23 protein-coding genes are annotated in these 20,149 nt (G+C 69.0%); 9 read left to right on the top strand and 14 right to left on the bottom strand.

The features are described from left to right. Positions 1 to 73 precede the first annotated feature (73 nt). On the top strand, positions 74 to 391 hold the full coding sequence (locus tag LG380_RS14445) for a hypothetical protein (protein WP_225766032.1): 318 nt from the start codon (positions 74 to 76) through the stop codon (positions 389 to 391). 6 nt (positions 392 to 397) lie between these two features. On the opposite strand, the gene LG380_RS14440 is transcribed toward LG380_RS14445, so the two are convergent. Beyond that, complete coding sequence (locus LG380_RS14440) at positions 398 to 1,387, bottom strand: hypothetical protein (protein ID WP_225766031.1); 990 nt, start codon at positions 1,385 to 1,387, stop codon at positions 398 to 400. 135 nt (positions 1,388 to 1,522) lie between these two features. Further along, positions 1,523 to 2,434: a patatin-like phospholipase RssA gene (gene rssA, locus LG380_RS14435; protein WP_225766029.1), complete on the bottom strand. Its 912-nt coding sequence runs from the start codon at positions 2,432 to 2,434 to the stop codon at positions 1,523 to 1,525. A gap of 79 nt (positions 2,435 to 2,513) precedes the next feature. Between rssA and LG380_RS14430 the strand changes: the two genes are divergently transcribed. Continuing rightward, positions 2,514 to 3,404, top strand: coding sequence for an SAM-dependent methyltransferase (locus tag LG380_RS14430; RefSeq protein WP_225766027.1), 891 nt, complete (start codon positions 2,514 to 2,516; stop codon positions 3,402 to 3,404). Between the two features lie 24 nt (positions 3,405 to 3,428). On the opposite strand, the gene LG380_RS14425 is transcribed toward LG380_RS14430, so the two are convergent. The 4 genes from LG380_RS14425 to LG380_RS14410 form a co-directional block, all read right to left on the bottom strand. Continuing rightward, the gene (locus LG380_RS14425; protein WP_225766025.1) at positions 3,429 to 3,893 is read right to left on the bottom strand and encodes a DUF6644 family protein; all 465 of its coding nucleotides are present in this window, start codon (positions 3,891 to 3,893) and stop codon (positions 3,429 to 3,431) included. Continuing rightward, positions 3,890 to 4,276 carry a DUF6152 family protein gene (locus LG380_RS14420; protein WP_225766023.1) on the bottom strand — a complete coding sequence of 129 codons (387 nt, stop codon included), beginning with the start codon at positions 4,274 to 4,276 and terminating at the stop codon, positions 3,890 to 3,892. Before LG380_RS14420 ends, LG380_RS14425 begins: the two co-directional genes overlap by 4 nt. Before the next feature lie 94 nt (positions 4,277 to 4,370). After that, positions 4,371 to 4,919, bottom strand: coding sequence for a hypothetical protein (locus tag LG380_RS14415; protein ID WP_225766022.1), 549 nt, complete (start codon positions 4,917 to 4,919; stop codon positions 4,371 to 4,373). Between the two features lie 70 nt (positions 4,920 to 4,989). Next, entirely contained in the window at positions 4,990 to 7,626 is a 2,637-nt protein-coding gene (locus LG380_RS14410; RefSeq protein ID WP_225766020.1) for an EAL domain-containing protein, read from the bottom strand. A 212-nt stretch (positions 7,627 to 7,838) separates the two neighbouring features. Here LG380_RS14410 and LG380_RS14405 point away from each other — a divergent pair, with 212 nt between their 5' ends. After that, positions 7,839 to 8,462, top strand: coding sequence for an RluA family pseudouridine synthase (locus LG380_RS14405; protein WP_225766018.1), 624 nt, complete (start codon positions 7,839 to 7,841; stop codon positions 8,460 to 8,462). Between the two features lie 4 nt (positions 8,463 to 8,466). On the opposite strand, the gene LG380_RS14400 is transcribed toward LG380_RS14405, so the two are convergent. Then, positions 8,467 to 9,963 (bottom strand): SulP family inorganic anion transporter, encoded by a 1,497-nt coding sequence (locus tag LG380_RS14400; protein ID WP_225766016.1) that lies wholly within the window; start codon positions 9,961 to 9,963, stop codon positions 8,467 to 8,469. A gap of 103 nt (positions 9,964 to 10,066) precedes the next feature. After that, a complete protein-coding gene (gene yghX, locus LG380_RS14395) occupies positions 10,067 to 10,954 on the bottom strand; it encodes a YghX family hydrolase (protein WP_225766014.1) in 888 nt (295 codons plus the stop codon). A 351-nt stretch (positions 10,955 to 11,305) separates the two neighbouring features. Between yghX and LG380_RS14390 the strand changes: the two genes are divergently transcribed. Then, positions 11,306 to 11,578, top strand: coding sequence for a hypothetical protein (locus tag LG380_RS14390; RefSeq protein ID WP_225766013.1), 273 nt, complete (start codon positions 11,306 to 11,308; stop codon positions 11,576 to 11,578). Positions 11,579 to 11,662: 84 nt separating this feature from the next. On the opposite strand, the gene LG380_RS14385 is transcribed toward LG380_RS14390, so the two are convergent. Further along, the gene (locus tag LG380_RS14385) at positions 11,663 to 11,842 is read right to left on the bottom strand and encodes a hypothetical protein (RefSeq protein WP_225766684.1); all 180 of its coding nucleotides are present in this window, start codon (positions 11,840 to 11,842) and stop codon (positions 11,663 to 11,665) included. Between the two features lie 386 nt (positions 11,843 to 12,228). On the opposite strand from LG380_RS14385, the gene LG380_RS14380 reads away from it, so the two are divergent. From LG380_RS14380 to LG380_RS14360, 5 genes are all read left to right on the top strand, one after another. Beyond that, positions 12,229 to 13,572, top strand: a complete 1,344-nt coding sequence (locus LG380_RS14380) for an MFS transporter (protein ID WP_225766011.1) — start codon at positions 12,229 to 12,231, stop codon at positions 13,570 to 13,572. A 113-nt stretch (positions 13,573 to 13,685) separates the two neighbouring features. Next, positions 13,686 to 14,093, top strand: coding sequence for a biopolymer transporter ExbD (locus tag LG380_RS14375; protein WP_225766009.1), 408 nt, complete (start codon positions 13,686 to 13,688; stop codon positions 14,091 to 14,093). Between the two features lie 129 nt (positions 14,094 to 14,222). After that, on the top strand, positions 14,223 to 14,444 hold the full coding sequence (locus LG380_RS14370; RefSeq protein ID WP_225766007.1) for a hypothetical protein: 222 nt from the start codon (positions 14,223 to 14,225) through the stop codon (positions 14,442 to 14,444). A gap of 29 nt (positions 14,445 to 14,473) precedes the next feature. Then, the gene (locus LG380_RS14365; protein WP_225766005.1) at positions 14,474 to 14,695 is read left to right on the top strand and encodes a hypothetical protein; all 222 of its coding nucleotides are present in this window, start codon (positions 14,474 to 14,476) and stop codon (positions 14,693 to 14,695) included. A gap of 151 nt (positions 14,696 to 14,846) precedes the next feature. After that, the gene (locus LG380_RS14360; protein WP_225766003.1) at positions 14,847 to 15,620 is read left to right on the top strand and encodes a hypothetical protein; all 774 of its coding nucleotides are present in this window, start codon (positions 14,847 to 14,849) and stop codon (positions 15,618 to 15,620) included. A 290-nt stretch (positions 15,621 to 15,910) separates the two neighbouring features. Here the strand turns inward: LG380_RS14360 and LG380_RS14355 are convergent, their stop codons facing one another. The 5 genes from LG380_RS14355 to LG380_RS14335 form a co-directional block, all read right to left on the bottom strand. Next, on the bottom strand, positions 15,911 to 16,237 hold the full coding sequence (locus LG380_RS14355; RefSeq protein WP_225766654.1) for a glycine zipper 2TM domain-containing protein: 327 nt from the start codon (positions 16,235 to 16,237) through the stop codon (positions 15,911 to 15,913). Between the two features lie 188 nt (positions 16,238 to 16,425). Continuing rightward, positions 16,426 to 17,532: an alkene reductase gene (locus tag LG380_RS14350; protein WP_225766652.1), complete on the bottom strand. Its 1,107-nt coding sequence runs from the start codon at positions 17,530 to 17,532 to the stop codon at positions 16,426 to 16,428. A 960-nt stretch (positions 17,533 to 18,492) separates the two neighbouring features. Then, complete coding sequence (locus LG380_RS14345; RefSeq protein WP_225766000.1) at positions 18,493 to 18,639, bottom strand: hypothetical protein; 147 nt, start codon at positions 18,637 to 18,639, stop codon at positions 18,493 to 18,495. Positions 18,640 to 18,727: 88 nt separating this feature from the next. Beyond that, positions 18,728 to 19,666 (bottom strand): DUF4344 domain-containing metallopeptidase, encoded by a 939-nt coding sequence (locus tag LG380_RS14340; RefSeq protein ID WP_225765998.1) that lies wholly within the window; start codon positions 19,664 to 19,666, stop codon positions 18,728 to 18,730. Between the two features lie 48 nt (positions 19,667 to 19,714). Further along, positions 19,715 to 20,089, bottom strand: a complete 375-nt coding sequence (locus tag LG380_RS14335) for a PH domain-containing protein (RefSeq protein ID WP_225765996.1) — start codon at positions 20,087 to 20,089, stop codon at positions 19,715 to 19,717. Between the last annotated feature and the right edge of the window lie 60 nt (positions 20,090 to 20,149).

Below are 20,149 nucleotides of genomic sequence, written 5' to 3'. Positions count from 1 at the left end.
CGCGAATCGGAGGTGATGACTGGCCGGCCACCGCATTGCGGCCGACAATGCGGCGCCACAGCCGGTATGCCGAATGCCTGACGCACTGCCCATCCTCGAGTTCCAGCGCCCGTGCTTCCTGGCCGGCCGCAACACCAGCGTGCGCCGCGGCAGGCGCTGGCTGGGCGTGGCGATGGCCCGGATCCGGATGGGCGATGGCAGCCTGTCAGCGCCGTGTACGTTGCAGACCGACTGCCGCCCGTTTGCCAGCCTCACCGACGCCGACCTGCGCGATGAGCACGATCCGGACTGCCGCTGCGTGGCCGGTTTGCTGGCGGTCCTGCAGTCGCTGTATCCGGGGTTCAGCGCGGACGAGGACGTGACCCTGGTGCATTTCAGCCTGGAGCCGTAACCGCGCTCAGCCGCCGCAGCGCATCTGCTGCAGCTGGCGGTGCGAATACCACAGCGCGCGCCGCGCCAGGTCGTAGGCGCTGTCGGCCGCCGCAGGCAGGCTGTGCTCTGCCATCACCGGGTCAGTGCCATTGGCGGCCATCCGCTCCACCCGCTGCAGTTCCTGCAGGTGCGGCAGCACGATGCCCAGCGCATCCCGAAGTTGCGCAGCGCTGCAGCCGCGATGGCGGGCCTCGACCTCGCCGATGGCCGCGCGGATCACCGCGCTGGCGGTGCCGTTGAGGTCCGGTGCCTTCTCCGCGGGAATCGGCGCCGCCTTGTAGGCATCACCGGTGGCCGCGCTGCCCAGGTCCGAGGGCTGCTCGTGCAGTGCGGGATTGAAGCGAACGTCCGGTGGCGGCCTGGCCACCGCCGCCTGGATGTCATCGCCGAAGATCACCCGGGTCAGCTTCTTCATCTGCCGGCCGACCGCCTGCATGGCGGCGTCGCCGAGGGTGCCATCGCTGGCCCAGTCCTTCGCAAAGCGCGTGGGCTCGTACGGCAACGCCTGTGGTCGCTCGAGCACCTGCCGGGCGCGGCGCAGCGCGCGTTCGTTGGTCATGCCCGGAGGCGCGGTGGCACCAGGATCCAGCGGGTCCACCGCGACGTTGGCCGGCAAGCGTACCTGGCCGTTGGCGTCGTACAGCCTGGCGCTGGTCGAGGTGGACCCCTCGCGTGGCGCTGGCGGTTGTTCCGGGGCCGCGGCACCCGGGCTTGACGGAACACGTGCCCGGGACGGCACCAATGCCGGCGCAGCCACGCGCATCACACCGGGCGTCGATGGCACCGGCGCCGGGGCACGCTCCAGGAAACGCAGCACCATCCGCGCTTGCCCGCGGTCGGCTGCCGGGGGCGGGCGATCGAGCAGCGCGGCGGCGGCCAGCGCCAGCACAGTTGCAGTGACCAGCACCGCGGTGGCCTGCGGCAACCACTCCACTGCGTCACGTGGGTGGGTCACGCCACGGCTGCCTGCCGCCACATCCATCTGCATCCCTTGCCGCGATATCGAGCGCCAACTGACCGCCCGCAACGCGGCGAAGTTCCCGCCAGCGCCGCGCCGGGCACGCCCCCGTTCACCTGCGCGGGGCTGGCCTCAACGCTTCATCGCCGCGGCGCAGTGCAGCTGCAACGAGGGCAGGTCCACCTCGACCGCGCGGCGTCCGGCTTCGATCGCCTCGGTGGCGCGGTGGAAATCCAGCAGCCCGATGTCGGCCACCTGCGGCCGCAGCAGCACCTCGGGCGGATCGCCGGCCATGCGGCTGCGGGTGATGCGCACCTGCATGATGTCGATGCTGGCGCTCATCACTGCCAGCAACGACGGCAGCGCCGGCGCGGCCGGTGCCGAGGACGGCAGCAGGCTGCCGACGCTGGCCTGCAGCCTGCGCAGCCACTCATGGCCGCCCTGCTCCACCGGCTGCACCTCGCTGGGACGCAGGTTGCGCCCGACCAGGCCGGAGGCCAGGTCAACGGCGATCACGATCTCCGCTTCCATCGCCCGCGCCAGCGAGACCGGCACCGGGTTGACCAGGCCGCCGTCGACCAGCAGCCGTCCCTCGTGGTGGACCGGGGTGAACAGCGCCGGCAGCGCGATCGACGCGCGCACCGCATCGATGGTCGAGCCGCTGCGCAGCCACACCTCGGCACCGGTCTCCAGTGCGGTGGCGGTAGCGCCGAACGGGATCGCCAGCTCCTCGATATCCGCATTGCTGAAGCGGTTGCGCAGGAAGTCCATCAGCCGCACGCCCTTGAGCATGCCGCTGCCGAACTGGAAATCCATCAGCGACATCACGTCGCGCCGGGTCAGCGTGCGCACCCATTCCTCGAACGCAGCCAGCTGGCCGCCGGCGTGGACCGCGCCGACCAGCGCGCCGATCGAGGTGCCGGCGATCACGTCCGGACGGATGCCGGCTTCTTCCAGCGCCATCAACACGCCGATATGCGCCCAGCCGCGGGCCGAGCCGCCACCGAGAGCCACGCCGATGCGTGGCCTGCGGGCTGTATCCATGTGCACTCCCCTTTGCATGGCACCGGCCATGATGCCGCAGTTGCCGGTTGCGGGCCTGCATGCGCGGTGGTGGGTTAGGATGCAGCCCCGTTCCCTGCCCGGCCGCATCCGCGCGCCTGCCTCCGTCTTGAACCACTACACCGGCCCGCTGCTCACCCGTCCCCTCGCCGACTCCCTGCTGGCCACGCGCGACCGCGGCGAGGCGCAGTGGGAGGGTTCGCTGGACCTGGGGCGCAGCACCGGCCAGGCGACGCTGGCGGCCGACCGCTGGCAGTGGCAGGACCAGGACTATCCGTACCCGGGCAAGCTCAAGGACCGCACCCTGTACTACTGGGATGGCGAGGACTTCGAGCCGGTATCGCGCTTCTCCGGCAGCCTGATCAAGCTGGTGCCGACCGAGTGGGGCGCGCCGACATTCGAGATCGACGGCATCAAGATGCTGCCCAGCGCGCAGGTCTCCCCGTTCGAGGATGCGCGGCGCAAGGTGGCGCTGGTCGAACCGGCCGGGCGCACGGTGCTCGATACGTGCGGCGGGCTGGGTTACTTCGCCGCCTGCTGCCTGGAAGCCGGGGTGGCGCGGATGTTCTCGTTCGAGAAGAACGCAGACGTGCTGTGGCTGCGCACGCTCAATCCGTGGTCGCCGGATCCGTCCTCGCCTGCGGCCGGTGGCCGGCTGCAGCTGACCCATGCCGACGTCTCGCAGGCAATCACCGGCATCGGCGATGCCTCGGTGGACGCGATCCTGCACGACCCGCCGCGCTTTGGCATCGCCGGCGAGCTGTACTCGCAGGCGTTCTATGACCAGCTCGCGCGCGTGTTGCGCCGGGGCGGCAAGCTGTTCCACTACACCGGCAGCCCCAACAGGCTGACCAGCGGCCGCGACGTGCCGCGCGAGGTCGCCAAGCGACTTGAGAAGGCCGGGTTCAAGACGCAGCTCGCGCTGGACGGCGTGCTCGCCAGCCGGCGCTGACTCCCGCGGTACTGCGCCGCGGCCTCACAGGAAGCCGATCCAGCGCCCGGCCAGCAGCGTGGCCAGCCACAGCAGCGAGGACAGCGCAGCCAGCGCGCGTACGCCGATGTGCGGCTGCCCCGTACGGGTGCGCCGGAGCAGCCGGTGCTGGGCGGCCACATTGGCCAGCGCCACTGCGACCAGCGCCAGCTTCCACGCGAAAGCCGCATTGCCCAGGTACTCGCGCGGCTGCGCGCTGAACATCCACAGCCCGGTGGCGATGGCCAGCACCAGCCCCAGCGCGGCGGTGCGGATCGCCGCGCGCGTAGGGGCGGACAGTGGCAGCCGTTCGCGTCCGGCCAGCAGCCGCAGGTCCAGCGGCAGGATGCTGCCCAGCAACAGGGCGATGCCGAGCAGGTGGCTGGCGTTGACCAGCATCCACGCCGTGCCCGACTCCTGCAGCCAGCGCGCGCCCGGCCAGGCCTGCAGCGCGTCCAGCCACGCGGTCACGGCGCCTGCAGGCGCTCGGGGTACAGCACGTAGGGCGTGCCCTCGACGACGATGCGTACCGCCTTCATGTGCTTCTTCGCGGCGTCCCTGTTGCGGTTGCCGAGCACGCTGATGCGGTCGCCAGCCCTGGCGCTGTCGGCGCGGAAGCCCGAGCGTTCGGTCTGGTTGGGATTGCCCAGGTCGATCTTCCAGGTACTGCCGTCATCGGCCCTGACCTGCAGGCCGGGATGCGGCGGCGTCATCGACACCGATACCACCGTGGCGTCCAGCGTGCTCTGCTCCTGCTCGGCCCAGTCCCAGCCATGGTGGGCCAGGGCCACCGGGGCAAAGCCGGCCAGTGCCAGGCCGAGCAGCCGCGTGCTCCTGCCAATGCCGTGCTTCATGCCCGTGCTCCGGTTGCGCGCCGGCGCGGCGCAGGGCGATGGTCGGCCCGGATGCATTGGGCTTGCGTGAAGCAGGCCACCCACTGCCGCGGCGTCAACCGCGGCAGTCGGCCGGGATCGCGCGGGCGGCGTTGTGCAGGGTGAACTCGACTTCGCGGCCAGCGTCATCGCGCACGGTCACCGATCCGTGGCTGCGCAGGCCGGCGACGACTTCGTCGAAGCGGAGCCCGTCGACACCGCCGCGGGCTTCCATCCGTCCCTGCTGCACCTCCACCTGCACCCGGTTGACGGGGCCGAAGACCAGGGTCACGCGCCCTTCCGGACGCTGCCCCTCCAGCCGGAAGTCCAGTGCGCTGCTGCCGTCACGCGCGTGCCTGCAGCTGACGTCGATGCGGTCGGTGGAGCCGGAGGCCACGTAGGCGATGTCCACGCCCGGACCGATGTCGGTCTGCCACTGTCCGCCCACGCCGCGCGGTGCGGCGCGGGGCACGTGTTCCATAGGCGGCGGCGGGATCTCCGCTGCCGGGGTGTCCTGCACCACTTCGGCCGTGCCTGCCGGTGCGACCGGGTCGCTCCCGCCACTGCAGCCCAGCACCAGTCCCGCCAGCGCGATGACCGGCACCTTCATGAGCAATCGCGACATCCCCATCTCCCGCAAGGTGACAGCGCGATTATCAGCCTCGCCCACCCGCGCCACGGCGCCGGAAACGGACTCAGCGGTCGCGCTGGAACAGCACCCGCTCCGGACGGTGCAGGGCAAAGCCCTGGGCGTAGTCAACGCCGAGGCCGCGCAGCACTTCCACGGTCTGCTGGCTGTCGACCCACTCGGCGACCACCTTCAGCCCGCGCTGGTGGCCGATGCGGGTGACCGCGTCGATGATGGTGTAGCTCATCGGGTCGTTGCCAAGGTCGCGCACGAAGCTTCCGTCGATCTTGATCACGTCCACCGGCAGGTTCTTCAGGTAGCCGAAGGAGGACATGCCGGCACCGAAGTCGTCCAGCGCGATGCGACAGCCGACCGCGCGCAGGCGTTCGATCACCCGCACCACGCGCGCCAGGTCGCGCACGGCCACGGTTTCGGTGATTTCCATGACCAGCCGGTGCGGCTCGACCCCGTATTGCGTAATTGCATCCAGGATGAAATCGGCCAGGCCCTCGTCCTCGATGCTGGCGCCGGACAGGTTGATGGCCACCGTGTCGATCGTCGCGCCCACCGGGTGCAGGCGCTTGAAGTTGGCCAGTGCGGTGCGGATCACCCAGCGGTCGATCGCCGGCATCAGGCCGTAGCGCTCGGCCGCCTGCAGGAACGCGCCGGGCGCGACCACCTCGCCCTGCTCGTCGCGCATGCGCAGCAGCAGTTCGATGTGGGTGCTGCGTGCCTCGTCCGGATCAAGGCCAGTGACTTCCTGGTAATCCAGCAGCAGGGCGTCGCGTTCCAGCGCCCAGCGCATGCGGTTGGTCCATTCCATCTCGCCGATGCGGCGGGTGGCATCGGCGTCGTCGCGGTACCAGCACACGCGGTTGCGCCCGTTCTCCTTGGCCTGGTAGCAGGCGCTGTCGGCCCAGGCGAGCAGGTCCCTGAGCGTGCAGCCGGCACCGTCGACCACCACCAGGCCAATGCTGGCACTGGTGGTGTACGTGCGTCCGTGCCACTGGAAGATCACCCCTTCGATGCAGCGGCGCAGGCGTTCGGCCAGCGCGTCGGCCTGTTGCGGGTCCACGTCCAGCGCCAGCAGGCCGAACTCGTCGCCGCCCAGCCGCGCCAGCACGTCGCCGTCGCGCAGCTCGCGGCGCATGGCGTGGACCAGCTGCACCAGCAACTGGTCGCCGGCCATGTGCCCGGACAGGTCGTTGATCAGCTTGAACTGGTCCAGGTCGATGTACAGCAGCGCGAACGGTGGTGCGTCCGGGTCCTCGCTGCGCAGCGCCAGCTGCTCGCGCAGGCGCCGCTCGAACTCGCGGCGGTTGTACAGCCCGGTCAGTTCGTCGTGGGCGGCCTGGTAACGCAACTGCTCGGTCATCGCCCGCTGCGCGCTGACGTCGGTGGCGACCATCAGCAGGTGCGGCTCGGCATCGACCTCGACGTGGGCCAGCGAGGCGGTGGCCCAGAAGCCGGGGCCATCCTGGCCGTCGAGCATCAGCGCATCGGCGCCTTCCCAGCTGCCGTTCTCCGAGGCCTCGGCAATGGCGCTGGCACCGACCCCGGGGTCGTTGAACAGCGAGGCCAGCGGCGCACCGACCACCTCGCCCAGTTGCCGGCGCGCGGCCTGGTTGATGTAGGTGATGCGCCCGCCACGGCCCTCGGCCAGCAGCACCAGCGCCGGCAGCACGTCGTTGAGCACGCGGAAGCGGTTCTCGCTCTCGCCGAAGCGCTGGCGCATGTCGCGGCCCAGCGCCACCGCGCGGCGGCGGGAGGTGATCTGCGACCACAGGAACAGCGCCAGCAGCATGCTGGTGGTGGTGCCGGCGAGGAGGATCAGCCGGAACTGCCCCCACTGGGCGATCTCGATCTTCGGCCACAATCGCACTTCCCAGCGCCGACCGCCGAAATCCAGGTGGCGGACCTGGACCTTGCCGGCGTCGGCCGGCAGCTCGCCGCTGGCATAGATCTCTTCCTGGCCAGGCAGCGCGTCGAGATCGCGGATCACCACGTCCATGTATTCGAGGATGGGGCCCTTGAGCGCCTCGCGTACCAGCGGCTCGGTGCGCATGCTCACCGCCAGCGCGCCCAGTTCGCGTTCACGGCGCTCCTCGGCGGTGGCCGGCAGCGGCCCCTGCGTGTACACCGGCATGCGCACGGTGATGCCCCGGCCTTCCGCCCCGGGCGAGCCCTGGAACTGCAGCAGGGTGAACGGCATCGAGGCGGTGGCCATGCCGCTGTCGCGCGAACGCAGCAGCGCCTTGAGGTTCTCCGGCTGGCGGGCGATGTCGAAGCCGACCAGCACCTCGTTGCCGGCCAGCGGCGAGACGAAGTCGCAGCGGTAGACCGGGTGGCCCGGCATGGCCGGGTCCTCGTAGCGACGGGCAAAGGCCGTCAGCACGTAACCCTCGACCATCTGCGCCATCAGCAGGTTGCGCTGGTACTGGTCGAAATCGGCCTGGGTGACCACGTCATCGGCCAGGAACACGGTCTGCATCGAGCGCAGCGCAACGGCGGCGCCATCGAAGGGCGCGCGCAGCCGGGTCTGGGCGGCATCGGCCAGCGAGTGTTGCAGCTCGGCCGCGTGCCAGTGCTGGCTGACCCACTCGCGCCGCGCGATCTCGGCCGTCACCAGCAGGCCGACCAGCAGCGCCAGCACGGCCCAGACCGCCGCGTTGAGCGTGTACGGGCCCTCGGCGGCATGGTCCATGCCGTCCCCGATGGGCTCCCGTATTGACTCCCGCGTTGGCATTTCAGGCTCCTGCAACGATGAACACGCCGGTCAGCCCGGTCACGGCTGAACACGCGCCATGGCTAACTGTATCGTACTCCACGAAGAATTCTTGACGCCAACAGGCGTTTGGAACGCGGCGGTGCCACCAGCGGGTACGCTATCGCGCCCCCCACCGCGGCCACCCTGGCGTGTTCCCCGACCCCCAGCTGCACCATGCCGACCCCTACCTGCTGGTGGCCGAGAAGCCGGCCGGCCTGCTGTCGGTGCCCGGCCGCACCCCGGAAAACCAGGACTGCCTGGTCACCCGGCTGCAGCGTGCCCATCCCGATGCGCTGACCGTGCACCGGCTGGACCAGGTCACCTCCGGGCTGATGCTCTACGCGCTGGGCAAGGACATGCAGGCCGCGCTGTCGGGGCTGTTCGAACGGCGCCAGGTGTCCAAGCGCTACGAGGCGCTGGTCGAAGGCGAGGTGGCCGCCGAGGCCGGCGAGATCGCCCTGCCGCTGATCTGCGACTGGCCGAACCGGCCGCGGCAGATGGTGGACCACGAACGCGGCAAGCCGGCGCTGACCCGCTGGCAGCGGCTGGGCTTCGACCCGGTGCTGGGGCAGACGCGGCTGCGGCTGGAGCCGGTGACCGGGCGCAGCCACCAGTTGCGCGTGCACCTGGCCAGCCTCGGCCACCCCATCGTCGGTGACGTGTTCTACGGTGCCCGGCCGGCGCCGCGGGTCTGCCTGCATGCCTGCGAACTGGCCTTCACCCACCCGGTCACCGGGCAGGCGCTGGTCCTGCACTCGCCGGTGCCGTTCTGAGCGATCAGCCCGCTTCCAGCCCGTAGTCCTCCAGGTCCGCGTCACGGCGCACCCGCCGCAGCAGGCTGCGGCTGTGCCGGTCCATGCCGTGCACGCGCACCCTGATGCCGTGGTGGCGGAAGCGCGAGACCACGGTGTCCAGTGCCGCCACCGCGGTGATGTCCCACAGCCGCGCGTCAGCCAGGGTGATCTCCACCGTGCTGCCGGGCAGGCCGCGCGGATCGAAGGCATCGATGAAGGCATCGGCCGAGGCGAAGAACACCTGGCCGCTGACCCGGTAGCGGCGCACGCCATCGGCGTCGTCGGCGTGCCCGACCTGCAGCAGCCGAGCCACCTTCAGCGCGAAGAACACCCCGCTCAGCAGCACGCCCACGCCGACGCCCGCGGCAAGATTGTGGGTCAACAGGGTCACCGCGACGGTGGCCAGCATGACCACGCCGGACAGGCGCGGGTGCCGGGCCAGCGCGCGCAGGCTGCGCCAGTCGAAGGTCGCCACGCTGACCATCACCATGATCGCCACCAGCGCCACCACCGGGACCTGCGACACCCACGGCTTGAGCGCCACCATCAGCACCAGCAGGAATACGCCGGCAAACAGCGTCGACAGCCGGCCGCGGCCGCCGTATCTGACGTTGCTCACGGTCTGGCCGATCATGCCGCAGCCGGCGATGCCGCCGAACAGGCTGGCACTGATGTTGGCCAGGCCCAGGCCGGCCGATTCACGGTTCTTGGGGCTGGGCGTGTCGGTCAGTTCATCGACCACGCGCGCGGTCATCAGCGACTCCAGCAGGCCAACCATGGCAATGGCCAGCGCCGGCATCGCGATGATGCGCAGGGTCTCCAGCTCCCACGGCACCTGCGGCAGGCCCAGCCACTGCGGCAGCGCGCCGGGCAGCTGACCCAGGTCGGCCACGGTCTTCAGCGGCAGGTCCAACACCGCGGCCAGCACGCTGAGCACGGCAATGCAGATCAGCGGCGAGGGAATCACCTTGACGCCCGGCAGCGGCAGCCGCGGCAGGCCGTAGATCACCGCCAGGCCGAGGGCGAGCATTGCCCAGGTCGCGCCGTTGGCGTTGTCCAGGTGCGGCAGCTGCGCGGCAAAGATCAGGATCGCCAGCGCGTTGACGAAGCCGGTGCGCACCGAGGAACTGACGAAGCGCATCAGCACGCCCAGCCGCAGCACGCCGAACAGCACCTGCACCGCACCGGCCAGCAGGCCGGCGGCGAACAGGTAGGGCAGGCCGTGCTGGGACACCAGGGGCGCGGCGACCAGCGCGACCGAGCCGGCCGCGGCGGTGATCATCGCCGGGCGTCCGCCGAACACCGCGATCACGATGCTCAGCACGAACGAGGCGAACAGCCCGACCTGCGGGTCCACCCCGGCGACGAAGGAGAAGGCGATGACCTCGGGGATCAGCGCGAAGGTGGCAACGGCGCCGGCCAGCAGTTCGCGCAGCGGATGGGCGCGCCACTGCGCCAGTTCGGTTCGAAGCAGGGACATGGGATGGGGGCAGCTGCGTGCCGGCGCGGCAGGCAGCCACGCGACCGGCGGAGGGAGGGGGCGGCCATTATCCCCTACCCACCGCGGTCATCCCCACCCGGGATCAGGCCAGGTATTTGCGGAACCAGGCCAGGGTGCGTTCCCACGCCAGTTCGGCGGCGGCCTTGTCGTAGCGCGGGGTCGAGTCGTTGTGGAAGCCGTGGTTGGTGCCGGGATAGAAGTGCGCCTCGTACACCGTGCCGGCGGCCTTGAGCGCCTTCTCGTAGTCCGGCCAGGTGGCGTTGACGTTGGGGTCGGTCTCGGCGAAGTGGATCAGCAGCGGCGCCTTGATCTTGGGCACGTCATCGGGCTTCGCCTGGCGGCCGTAGAACGGCACCGCCGCGGCCAGTTCCGGATACGCCACCGCCGCGGCATGGCACACGCCACCGCCGTAGCAGAAGCCGGTGATGCCGACCTTGCCGGTGGTGCGGCCCTCGCCCAGCAGGTACTCGATGGCGGCGAAAAAGTCGTTCATCAGCCTGGTCGGATCGACCCTGGCCTGCGGCTCGCGGCCCTTTTCGTCATTGCCGGGATAGCCGCCGACCGAGCTCAGGCCATCGGGCGCCAGCGCCACGAAGCCAGCCTTGGCCACGCGCCGGGCCACGTCCTCGATGTAGGGATTGAGCCCGCGGTTCTCGTGCACCACCACCACGCCCGGCAGCGGCCCTTGCGCCTTCGCCGGCCGCACCAGGTAGCCGCGCACCTGGCCGTGGCCATTGGGCGAGGGGTACTGGATGTACTCGGCGACGATGTCCGGATCGGTGAACTGCACCTGCTGGGCCAGCGCGTAGTCCGGGCTGAGCGCGGCGAGGATGCCGATGGCGGTCATGCCACCGACGGCCAGCGTGGCGGCCCGGTCCAGGAACTGGCGGCGGCTGATGCGGCCATGCACGTAGCCGTCGTAGAGCTCGAGCAGTTCGGGGGAGAAGTCCTTCGCGGTCAGGCGGCTCATGCAGGTCTCCGGAAGTGGCGATCAGTGCCGCGCAACATACCGGAGAAGAAAGCGGCCCGCGTGAGTCAAGCAGATCAGGGCCGGCTCTCGCAGATCCAGCCGCGCCAGTGCGACTTGCGCTTGGCGGTCGAGCAGATGCAGCCGGCTGGGGCCAGCCGTAATCGCCTCCCGCGCAGCGGGCGCAGGCCGGAGCACGCAGTGAGTCTGTCCTTAGCGCGCCAGCAGCGGCCACAACTGCGGCTCGCAGCACGTCCTGTTCGGGGGCCACCTGCCGCACGAGACCGCGCGGATTGCACCGGCCACGCGCTTGCCGCAATCTCGGCATTCCTTCCACCGACCGACCTTTCCAACGTGCAAGACAACATCATCCAGATCATGCCCGCCGCCGGCTGGGTTGCCGTGTTCGAAGAAGAGGGCGAGGAAATCGCCCAGTCCCTGGTCTGCTTTGCGCTGGTGGAGTCGGCCATGACCCGTCAGGTGCGGCCGATGGTGGCCAGTGGGGCGCAGGTCGGCTTTGCCGACACCCTGCCCGGCTTCCTGCGCATCGAGGAGCTCAGCGCCTTCGAGGACGAGGAAGAAGAGGAAGAAGACGACGAGGACGAGGAAGACGAAGAGGAGCAGTGAGCCCGGCGGCTCCGGCGCCACTGCTGTTTAATGAAGACGGGCGGCCAGTGGCCGCCCGTTTTCGTGTCCGTCCTTCTATTTCCGTCAGTGCGACTTGCGCCCGGATCCGGACTGCTTGCCGCCACCGTCCTGCTTGTTGACCGTGGCCCAGGCAATGCGCTCGGCGTCCTTATCCGAGCGTCCCTTCTTCTCTTCGCTCTGTTCGATATGCGCGGCCTGGCGCTTCTGCTTGTCGGTGTAAGCTGATTTTTCTCCGCGTGGCATGGGTACGCTCCGTTGGCGGTAAAGGGGATCAGTGGCCGCGGACGCTGCCCTGGCGACGCGCCTGCGCTGGCCCCGGAGGGGTCTGGACGGGCTTTGCCGGCATCGGCGGATGCCGCCGGGATACCGCGATGGCCGGATGGCGGGACTTGGCCGGCATTGCCCGGTCTTCGCCCGGATGGGGGTTACGGGTGGCGATCATTCCGCTCTCCGTGACGCGGCTTGCTGCCGCGTGCATACGCTGCGTCCATCGCGGTTATGCCGGTGTCTGCGCCGTGTGCAGCGCAGGCCACCGCCTGCCCATTCATGCCGTCTACGACGATTGGCCGACGCCGTGCATGGCGTGCCTTCCCTATACTTCCCGCCCCCCCCTCGACGACAACCTACTGATGACAGACGCGATCACGTCCACCGCCCCACCCGCCCCGAGCCTGCGCCGCTCGATCTCCAACACCCTCAAGGGCTCGGCCGGCAACCTGGTGGAGTGGTACGACGTCTACGTCTACTCGGTCTTCGCGGCCTACTTCGAGTCGCAGTTCTTCCGCCCCGAGGACAAGAACGCCACGCTGTACGTGTGGGCGATCTTCGCCATGACGTTCCTGATGCGACCGATCGGCGCCTGGTACTTCGGGCGCTTCGCCGACCGCTATGGCCGCCGCCTGGCGCTGACCGTGTCGGTGTCGCTGATGGCCGGCTGCTCGTTCGTGATCGCGCTGACCCCGACGGTCAACAGCATCGGCATGGCCGCGGCAGTGATCCTGCTGATGGCGCGCCTGGTCCAGGGCTTTGCCACCGGCGGCGAGTACGGCGCCAGTGCCACCTACATGTCCGAGGCGGCGATCCCGGGCCGGCGTGGCTTCCTGTCCTCGTTCCACTACGTCACCCTGGTCGGCGGCCACGTGCTGGCGCAGCTGACGTTGCTGATCATGCTGCAGTTGCTCGACACCAGCCAGATCTCCGACTGGGGCTGGCGCGTGGCATTCGGCCTGGGTGGCCTGGCCGCGATCGTGGTGTTCCGCATGCGCCGCACCATGGACGAGTCACTGGGCAGCGAGGCGATCGAGGCCGCACGCAGCGGCGAGGACAAGGCCTCGGGCTCGCTGCGCGAACTGTTCGTCAACCAGTGGCGGCCGCTGCTGCTGTGTTTCCTGATCACCGCCGGCGGTACGCTGGCGTTCTACACCTACTCGGTGATCGGGCCGAAGATGATCCAGGGCCTGTTCTCCGGCGGCGACGTGATGACCGGCGTGGTCATCAACCTGATCGCACTGACCGTGCTGATGCTGATGCAGCCCGTCGGTGGCTGGCTGTCGGACATCGTCGGCCGCAAGTCGCTGCTGGTGTTCTTCGGCGTCGGTGGCGTGCTCTATACCTGGTACCTGGTGCTGTACCTGCCGCAGCAGTCCGACTGGCTGGCGGCCTTTTCCATCCTCACCATCGGCTTCGTGATCCTGACCGGCTATACCTCGATCAATGCAGTGGTGAAGGCCGAGCTGTTCCCGACCCACGTGCGGGCGCTGGGCGTCGGCCTGGGCTATGCGCTGGCCAACTCCGCCTTCGGTGGCACCTCGCCCCTGCTCTACCAGGCCGCCCTGCGCGGCGAGCACATGACCGGCTTCGTGGCCTACGCCACGGCAATCATCGCCGTGTCCCTGGTGGTCTACGTGTTCTTCCTCGACAACCGTGGCCACAACTGGCTGGACCACGGCCACGACGGCCGCCACAAGGGCTGAGCGTCGCGGACTGGAAATGGGTGCTGAACGGGCCGCCTGCATGGCGGCCCGTTTCGTATCCGGCCGGGTGAAGCTGCTATCGGGGCAACCGGCCCCTCTGCAGGGAGCAAACCATGGCGTTCGGTACCGCAGGAAGTTCCGGACCACTGGCCGACATCAACGTGACCCCGCTGGTCGACGTGATGCTGGTGCTGTTGATCATCTTCATCGTCACCGCGCCGATCGTGGCGCGGCCAATCACCGTCGCGCTGCCACAACGCAGTGACAGCATGGTCGAGCGACCCCAACCTCCGCCGCCGATCGAACTGCGCCTGGACGAGGCCAACCAGCTCAGCTGGAACGGCACGCCGGTAGCGATGGCCGAGCTGGCACCACGCCTGCGCGAGCAGGCCAGCGGACATGCGGGCAATCCGCCGGTGCTGCGCATCGCCACTGCCGATGGCGCCGAGTACGAAAGCCTCGCCAGGGTGCTGGCCGCGGTCGAGGCCAGCGGCCTGCAGCACGTCAGCCTGCGACACTGAGCCCCACGGCCCGCCCTCTGGCGGGCCGTTTCGTCACACCTTGGCGCTGCCTTGATCCCCGGGTCACGGGCCGCTAACCGCGCCCGCGCCAACCTGCAGGTCAACCCAACCACACCCTGGAGAACAAGTATGGGAATCCTCAGGACCCTTGTTGTCGGCGCCCTTGGTTATGCCGCCTACCGCGCATGGCAGCGCCGCAATACGCAGGCCAGCGAATCCAGCCAGACCACCTCCCTGCGTGACCAGCGCACCACCACCGCACCGCACGGTGATCCGCTGATCGAGGACGCCCGCGAAGAGCCGGCATTCGCCGCCGGTGCACAGGCCAGCCGCAGCTTCGGCACCACCTGAATGCACTCCCTCCCCCCACGGAAATGCCAATGAATCAGCATGAGCCACGCAACAACCCCGATCCGGCCCGCAACGATCCGGACACACTGCCCGACCCGCGTCCGGACAACCACGGTGGCATCGATCCGGACGGCCCGGCCCCCGATGGCGGCATCAATCCGGAGATCGGCGAGATCGATCCGGCCCGGGATGACGATGCGGACGACGACAGCCTGCCAGGCAAGGTCGGTGGCGGCCTGATGGGCGGCTGATTCACGGGGACTGACCACGAAAAGCCCGCCGCGTGCGGGCTTTCTATTGCCTGAATCGCTTCCGGGTTTCATCCAGCGTTGAAGCGGAACACACGTACGCCAAACAGCACCGCTGAAAAGCTGGACCCCCATCCCAACAACGAGAGCCAGCATGAACAACGACGCCCGTGACATGAATCGTGATCCGCTGACCGGCGCGCCCGGTTCCCATCCTGTCGGCGTTGGCGTTGGCGGCACCGGCGGTGCCGTGGCCGGCGCCGCCGTCGGCTCCCTGTTCGGGCCGATCGGCACCCTGATCGGTGGCGCCATCGGCACCGTAGCCGGCGCCGCAGCGGGCAAGGGCGTGGCTGAGCGCGTCGACCCGACCGGCGAGGTGGAGTACTGGCGCGGCGAACACACCAACCGCCCCTACGTGGACCGCCAGTACGACTACGACACCGATTACGCTCCCGCCTACACCTACGGCAATTCCGTGCGCAGCCAGTACGGCGACCGTCGCTGGGACGACTCGCTGGAGTCGGACGTGCGCTCCGGCTGGGAGACCGCCAAGGGCGGATCGCGCCTGAAGTGGGAGCAGGCCAAGGATGCCGTGCGCGATGCGTTTGACCGCTCCGACCGCACCTACCGCACCTACGCCGACACCGACCGCTACTACGCCGACCAGTACCGCTCGGCCGACTACTACAAGGCCGACTACGACTACGAGAACGACTATCGGCCGGCCTATCGCTACGGTACCTACGCCCGCGCCAACTATGCCGACCGCGAGTGGGACGACCGCCTCGAGAGCGACCTGGAGCGCAACTGGGAAACCTCGCGCGGCACCTCGCGCATGACCTGGGCCGACGCCAGGAGCGCCGTACGCGATGCCTGGCACCGCGTCGAGCGCAAGCTGCCCGGAGACGCCGACGGCGACGGCCGCTGATCCCGGCTCTGTGAAGGTATGGAGGCCCCCGCGAGGGGGCCTTTTTTGTGCATGACTCAAAACAGCCGGTTTTGCGATGAAGCCGGGGTCTGTCGTGGTGGTTGCTGTCCTGTTCGGCGTTGTCTGCGTAAGCAGCCGAGCCACCGCGTTGCAGCGGCATCACTTCCGCGGTCCGTGGACCCAGAAGCGCTACCCCGTGCGCACCCGAACACCGACTGATACCTGTCCGCCCGCACGAAAAAGGCCGCTGCATTCGCAGCGGCCTTTTTCGGATACCGACAGCAGAAGGATCAGCGGTAAACGCGCTGGCAGCGCGTCTCGACCACGCGCTCGCCCTTGGACTCCTGGCTGTTGCCCTGGACCTGGCGGCCGATGGCACCACCGGCCACCGCGCCACCCACGGTGGCGACCTTCTTGCCGTTGCCACCACCGATCTGGTTGCCGACCAGACCACCAATGATGGCGCCGGCGGCGGTGCCTGCGATGCGGTTCGGGTCACCTGACGACCTGCGGACCTCCACCTTCTCGCAGACCACGCGGCTGCCATCACTGAAGCGACGGCCTTCGTCCTGCGGTCCATAGGACTGCGCACTGGCGGACACCATGGCCAGCGACATCGGAACGGCGAGAAGGGCGGCGAACTTGTGCGGGGTTTTCATGCGGAGCTCCAGATTTTCTGCGTGGCTCCAGCCTCGCCTCCCCGAGCGGAAACACGGGTGAAATCCATTTGATGGCCACGGCAAGGATTCACGCAGTTGCATGCCAAGTCACGCGCAGGTGGGCGCCACGTGACTGCATCGCTCGATCATTCCGCCTGCCCGAGCGTGGGGTAGTCGGTGTAGCCGTGTGCACCACCCCCATAGAACGTGGACGGATCCGGCTTGTTGAGCGCGGCACCCTCGGCAAACCGCGTGACCAGGTCGGGGTTGGCGATGAAGGGCCTACCGAATGCCACCGCGTCGGCCACGCCCGAGGCAATCCGGGCTTCGGCACTTTCGGCGGTGTAACCACCGCAGAACACCAGCACCCCAGCGAAGGCCTCGCGCAGTGCCTGGCGGAATTCATCACTGAGCTCGGGGCCGCCGGCCCAGTCCGGTTCGGCGACGTGCAGGTAGGCAATGCCGCGGCGGGTGAACTCTCGCGCCAGATACAGGGCGCTTTCCTCTGCCTGCCCGTCGGCGATGTCGTGGCCGGTGAAATGCGGCGAAATGCGCACGCCGACACGTTGCGCGCCGATCGCATCGATCACCGCATCTACCACTTCCAGCGTGAAGCGCGCACGGTTCTCCAGCGAGCCGCCGTATCGGTCCTGCCGCTCGTTGCTGTTGGTGGAAAGGAACTGCTGCAGCAGGTAGCCGTTGGCGGCATGGACTTCGACCAGGTCGAAACCAGCCCGGTCGGCGCGACGCGCAGCCTGTGCGAACTGCTCGACGATGCCCGGGATCTCGCCGGTTTCCAGCGCACGCGGCATCGACGTTGGCTCGTTGCCGGCGCTGCCGTCAGGCCGGACCACGAAGGCATTCGCTCCTTCGGCCACCAGCGCCGACGGCGCGACCGGAGCCGCGCCATCTGCCTGCAGCAAGGTGTGCGAGATGCGCCCGACATGCCACAGCTGGGCGGCAATCCGGCCACCGTTGGCGTGCACCGCGTCGGTGACCTGCTTCCAGCCGGCTTCCTGCGCGTCGCTATGGATGCCGGGCGTCCATGCATAGCCCTGGCCCTGCGGCGATACCTGGGTGGCCTCGGACACGATCAGGCCGGCGCCAGCGCGCTGGGCGTAGTACTCGGCGTTGAGTTCGCTGGGCACGTCGCCGGGCTGGCCGGCGCGTGCACGCGTCAGGGGCGCCATGAACACCCGGTTCGGGAGTTTCAGCGGGCCAAGGTCGAGCGGGGAAAGCAGACGTGAGGTCATGGAAACTCCGTAGGGGGGAAGGAAACAGGCGCCACGCTGATGCGCAGCGCACCCGGCAAGGCGGTCAGCCGTGCTGCTGGCGGTGGCGCTCGAGCGTCGGCGAAACGCGATCCAGTGCCGCAAGCACCTCATGGGTAAAGCCACCGGCCGGCAGCTCGCGCACGGCGGCATGCGCGGCACACACGAAGGGCGTATCGGCCCAGCGCCGGGCGAGATCGCGAGCCCAGGCACATACGCATCAGCGGCACCACGCCGCGGGGTCAGCGCCTTGCCCAGCATCGGATGCATGCGCAGGGAAGACTGCGGCAGCACGCGACCCAGCACGCCCGGCGCGGCCATGACATTGAGCGTGTCATCGACGTGCACGATGCCGCTCTGGCGATGCCGTACCAGCACCGAGGCCACGTGCACGCGCTCGTCGGGACAGACGAAGTCCACGCCATCGGGAATGGACAGCTCGAAGACCTCGGCCAGCGGGTTGTCGGCACCCCAGGCTTCGATCGGCTCCCCCGCCCATGGCACGGTCGGGACCTTGCGGCGATGACGTGCGGTGCCATGGATCGGCACCGAGGGAAGCAGCCGGTGCAGCGCTTCGACGTGCAGCGTATGGAACGGATGCACATGCACCACCGCGTCGACCAGCGTGCCGCCATCGGTCAGCGAGAGCAGCGCGTCACGCTGCGCGCCATCCAGCGGTGCGGCATCGACCACGACGAAGCGTCCGTTGGCCCGACGGACCACGGACATGTGGGGGCCCACGTTGATCACGCCCGCTACACGCTGCGGGCCGCGTAGGTTCCAGAAGTTCTCGGCGAGTTGGCGCATGCGCCGAGTGTGGGGCAGCCGTGGTGAAGGTACGGGCCACGACTGTTGGCGACGCCGTGACGGATCGTCGCCCGGATGAAACGCTCAACAGGCGGCGGCTTCCCGCCCGGGCATCATGGCCGATGGAGCGGAAACTCAGTCCGCGCTGACGCTGTCGGCAGGTGCGTTGGCTGCCTTGGCTGCCTCGCGTGCTTCCCGCTTTTTGGCCTCCTTCTCGTCTTTCTTTTTCTTGGCGGCAATTTCGCGCTGACGCTTTTCGAAGGAGTAATTGGGCTTGGCCAAGGACTTTCCTGGGTGGGGAGTGGAGGGCCAGTGTACGCGCTGCCGACTGAAGCCACCGTATCGCAGCGGGTTGCGACGACCGGGAAGCTCAGCGCTTCTGCAGGAAACGCTCGGCTTCTTCCTCGTAGGCCTCGTATCCCGGAGCCAGATACGGCACCAGCAAGCGCACCCAGGCCCGGCTGATGCGCCGGGTCTCGGACGGACAGCGTTCGGCCCGGCCCTCGGTCAGCTCGCCGGCAGCGATCATTCCGGCAAAACCCTCCGGATCGGTGCCGTATACCAGGCACTGCAGGTTGAAGAAACGCTGCTCGCCCAGCGCATGCTCGTCGGCGTAGGCGTCCAGGTTGTAGGCACCGGTGCTGTGGGTCAGCATCCAGTTGGCGGCCAGCCGCAGGTTTTCGGCCACCTGCTCCGGGGTCTCGTCCAGACCGGCAAAACGCAGCATCAGCACCCCGGCGAGCTGGTCGACCGCATCTTCCTGGCGGCCGGTCACCGGCAGGTCCAGCATCTCCACCAAGGCATGGCCGGTCTCGTGCAGCAGGATGAAGCGCACGTTCGCGCGCACATAGCGCAGCGGATGCTCATCGCCAAGGTCCAGCGCCTGCTGGTGGCGCTGGCCCTGCTCGTAGAGTGCACGCAGGGTTTCGTAGCACAGCACCACCTCGTCCTGGTCCGGGTCGTAGAACGCGCCCCAGTCGCCGCATTCGACCGCGACGTAACGCAGCTGCCGCGGCAGCGCGAACATGCCGTCGATGGCCTGGATCTCCGGCAACTGCCGGAACAGGTCGGCCTCGCGCACGCGGGTGTAGATCTCTTCCAGCGCCGCGGACACGGGCCTGGTGTATTCATAGACGAAGCGGTGCGCGGACGCGCTGCTGTCCTCTTCAACGGTCTGCACCACCGAGCGCGGCAATGCCGGGGCGGCCTCGGCACTGGCCGGCACCTGCGCCGGCCCGGACGTGGATGCACAGCCCGGGATCGACGCCAGGGCGAGCAGGAGGGCGGTGGTGCTGGTACGCAAGGACATCGGCAAGGCGGCGACTGGAGGAGGACGGCGTGCGGTGGAACGGATCACTCAGCAGACGTAGCTGGCGAGCACTGCCTGTACCTCGTAGATGTCCACCTGCCGGTTGAACTGCTTCTGGACCGGCGCGGCCGTGCCACGGACCCAGATGCGCAGCTCCGCGTCCAGGTCGAAGGGACCCGCGGTTTCCACCGTGAAGTGGCTGATGCTGCTGTAAGGGATGGAGTGGTACTGGACCTTGCTGCCGGTCAGTCCCTGCTTGTCGACCAGCACCAGGCGCTTGTCGGTGAACAAGAAATAGTCGCGCACCAGCTTGTAGGCGTGTTCGACCCGCTCCCCCGCGGCCAGCAGTTTCTGGAATTCCTGCTCGACCAGCGCAGGATCGATCTTCGATGCATTGCCCAGCAGGCCGTCCAGCAATCCCATTCGCCTTCCCCGATGCGTGGTGACTCCCCAATGCCAGCAGTGTGCCATCGCTGTGCCGGC

The organism is Stenotrophomonas sp. Marseille-Q4652, assembly GCF_916618915.1.
Lineage (GTDB): Bacteria > Pseudomonadota > Gammaproteobacteria > Xanthomonadales > Xanthomonadaceae > Stenotrophomonas.
This window is presented reverse-complemented; position numbering and strand designations above follow the sequence as displayed.

Bases quoted from the DNA above. Each gene is read 5' to 3' on its own strand.
- LG380_RS14445 (WP_225766032.1), top strand. From the start codon at position 74: ATGCCTGACGCACTGCCCATCCTCGAGTTCCAGCGCCCGTGCTTCCTG.
- rssA (WP_225766029.1), bottom strand. From the start codon at position 2,434: ATGGATACAGCCCGCAGGCCACGCATCGGCGTGGCTCTCGGTGGCGGC.
- LG380_RS14430 (WP_225766027.1), top strand. From the start codon at position 2,514: ATGCAGCCCCGTTCCCTGCCCGGCCGCATCCGCGCGCCTGCCTCCGTC.
- LG380_RS14420 (WP_225766023.1), bottom strand. From the start codon at position 4,276: ATGAAGCACGGCATTGGCAGGAGCACGCGGCTGCTCGGCCTGGCACTG.
- LG380_RS14415 (WP_225766022.1), bottom strand. From the start codon at position 4,919: ATGTCGCGATTGCTCATGAAGGTGCCGGTCATCGCGCTGGCGGGACTG.
- LG380_RS14410 (WP_225766020.1), bottom strand. From the start codon at position 7,626: ATGGACCATGCCGCCGAGGGCCCGTACACGCTCAACGCGGCGGTCTGG.
- LG380_RS14400 (WP_225766016.1), bottom strand. From the start codon at position 9,963: ATGTCCCTGCTTCGAACCGAACTGGCGCAGTGGCGCGCCCATCCGCTG.
- yghX (WP_225766014.1), bottom strand. From the start codon at position 10,954: ATGAGCCGCCTGACCGCGAAGGACTTCTCCCCCGAACTGCTCGAGCTC.
- LG380_RS14385 (WP_225766684.1), bottom strand. From the start codon at position 11,842: ATGCCACGCGGAGAAAAATCAGCTTACACCGACAAGCAGAAGCGCCAG.
- LG380_RS14380 (WP_225766011.1), top strand. From the start codon at position 12,229: ATGACAGACGCGATCACGTCCACCGCCCCACCCGCCCCGAGCCTGCGC.
- LG380_RS14375 (WP_225766009.1), top strand. From the start codon at position 13,686: ATGGCGTTCGGTACCGCAGGAAGTTCCGGACCACTGGCCGACATCAAC.
- LG380_RS14370 (WP_225766007.1), top strand. From the start codon at position 14,223: ATGGGAATCCTCAGGACCCTTGTTGTCGGCGCCCTTGGTTATGCCGCC.
- LG380_RS14365 (WP_225766005.1), top strand. From the start codon at position 14,474: ATGAATCAGCATGAGCCACGCAACAACCCCGATCCGGCCCGCAACGAT.
- LG380_RS14360 (WP_225766003.1), top strand. From the start codon at position 14,847: ATGAACAACGACGCCCGTGACATGAATCGTGATCCGCTGACCGGCGCG.
- LG380_RS14355 (WP_225766654.1), bottom strand. From the start codon at position 16,237: ATGTCGCTGGCCATGGTGTCCGCCAGTGCGCAGTCCTATGGACCGCAG.
- LG380_RS14350 (WP_225766652.1), bottom strand. From the start codon at position 17,532: ATGACCTCACGTCTGCTTTCCCCGCTCGACCTTGGCCCGCTGAAACTC.
- LG380_RS14340 (WP_225765998.1), bottom strand. From the start codon at position 19,666: ATGTCCTTGCGTACCAGCACCACCGCCCTCCTGCTCGCCCTGGCGTCG.
- LG380_RS14335 (WP_225765996.1), bottom strand. From the start codon at position 20,089: ATGGGATTGCTGGACGGCCTGCTGGGCAATGCATCGAAGATCGATCCT.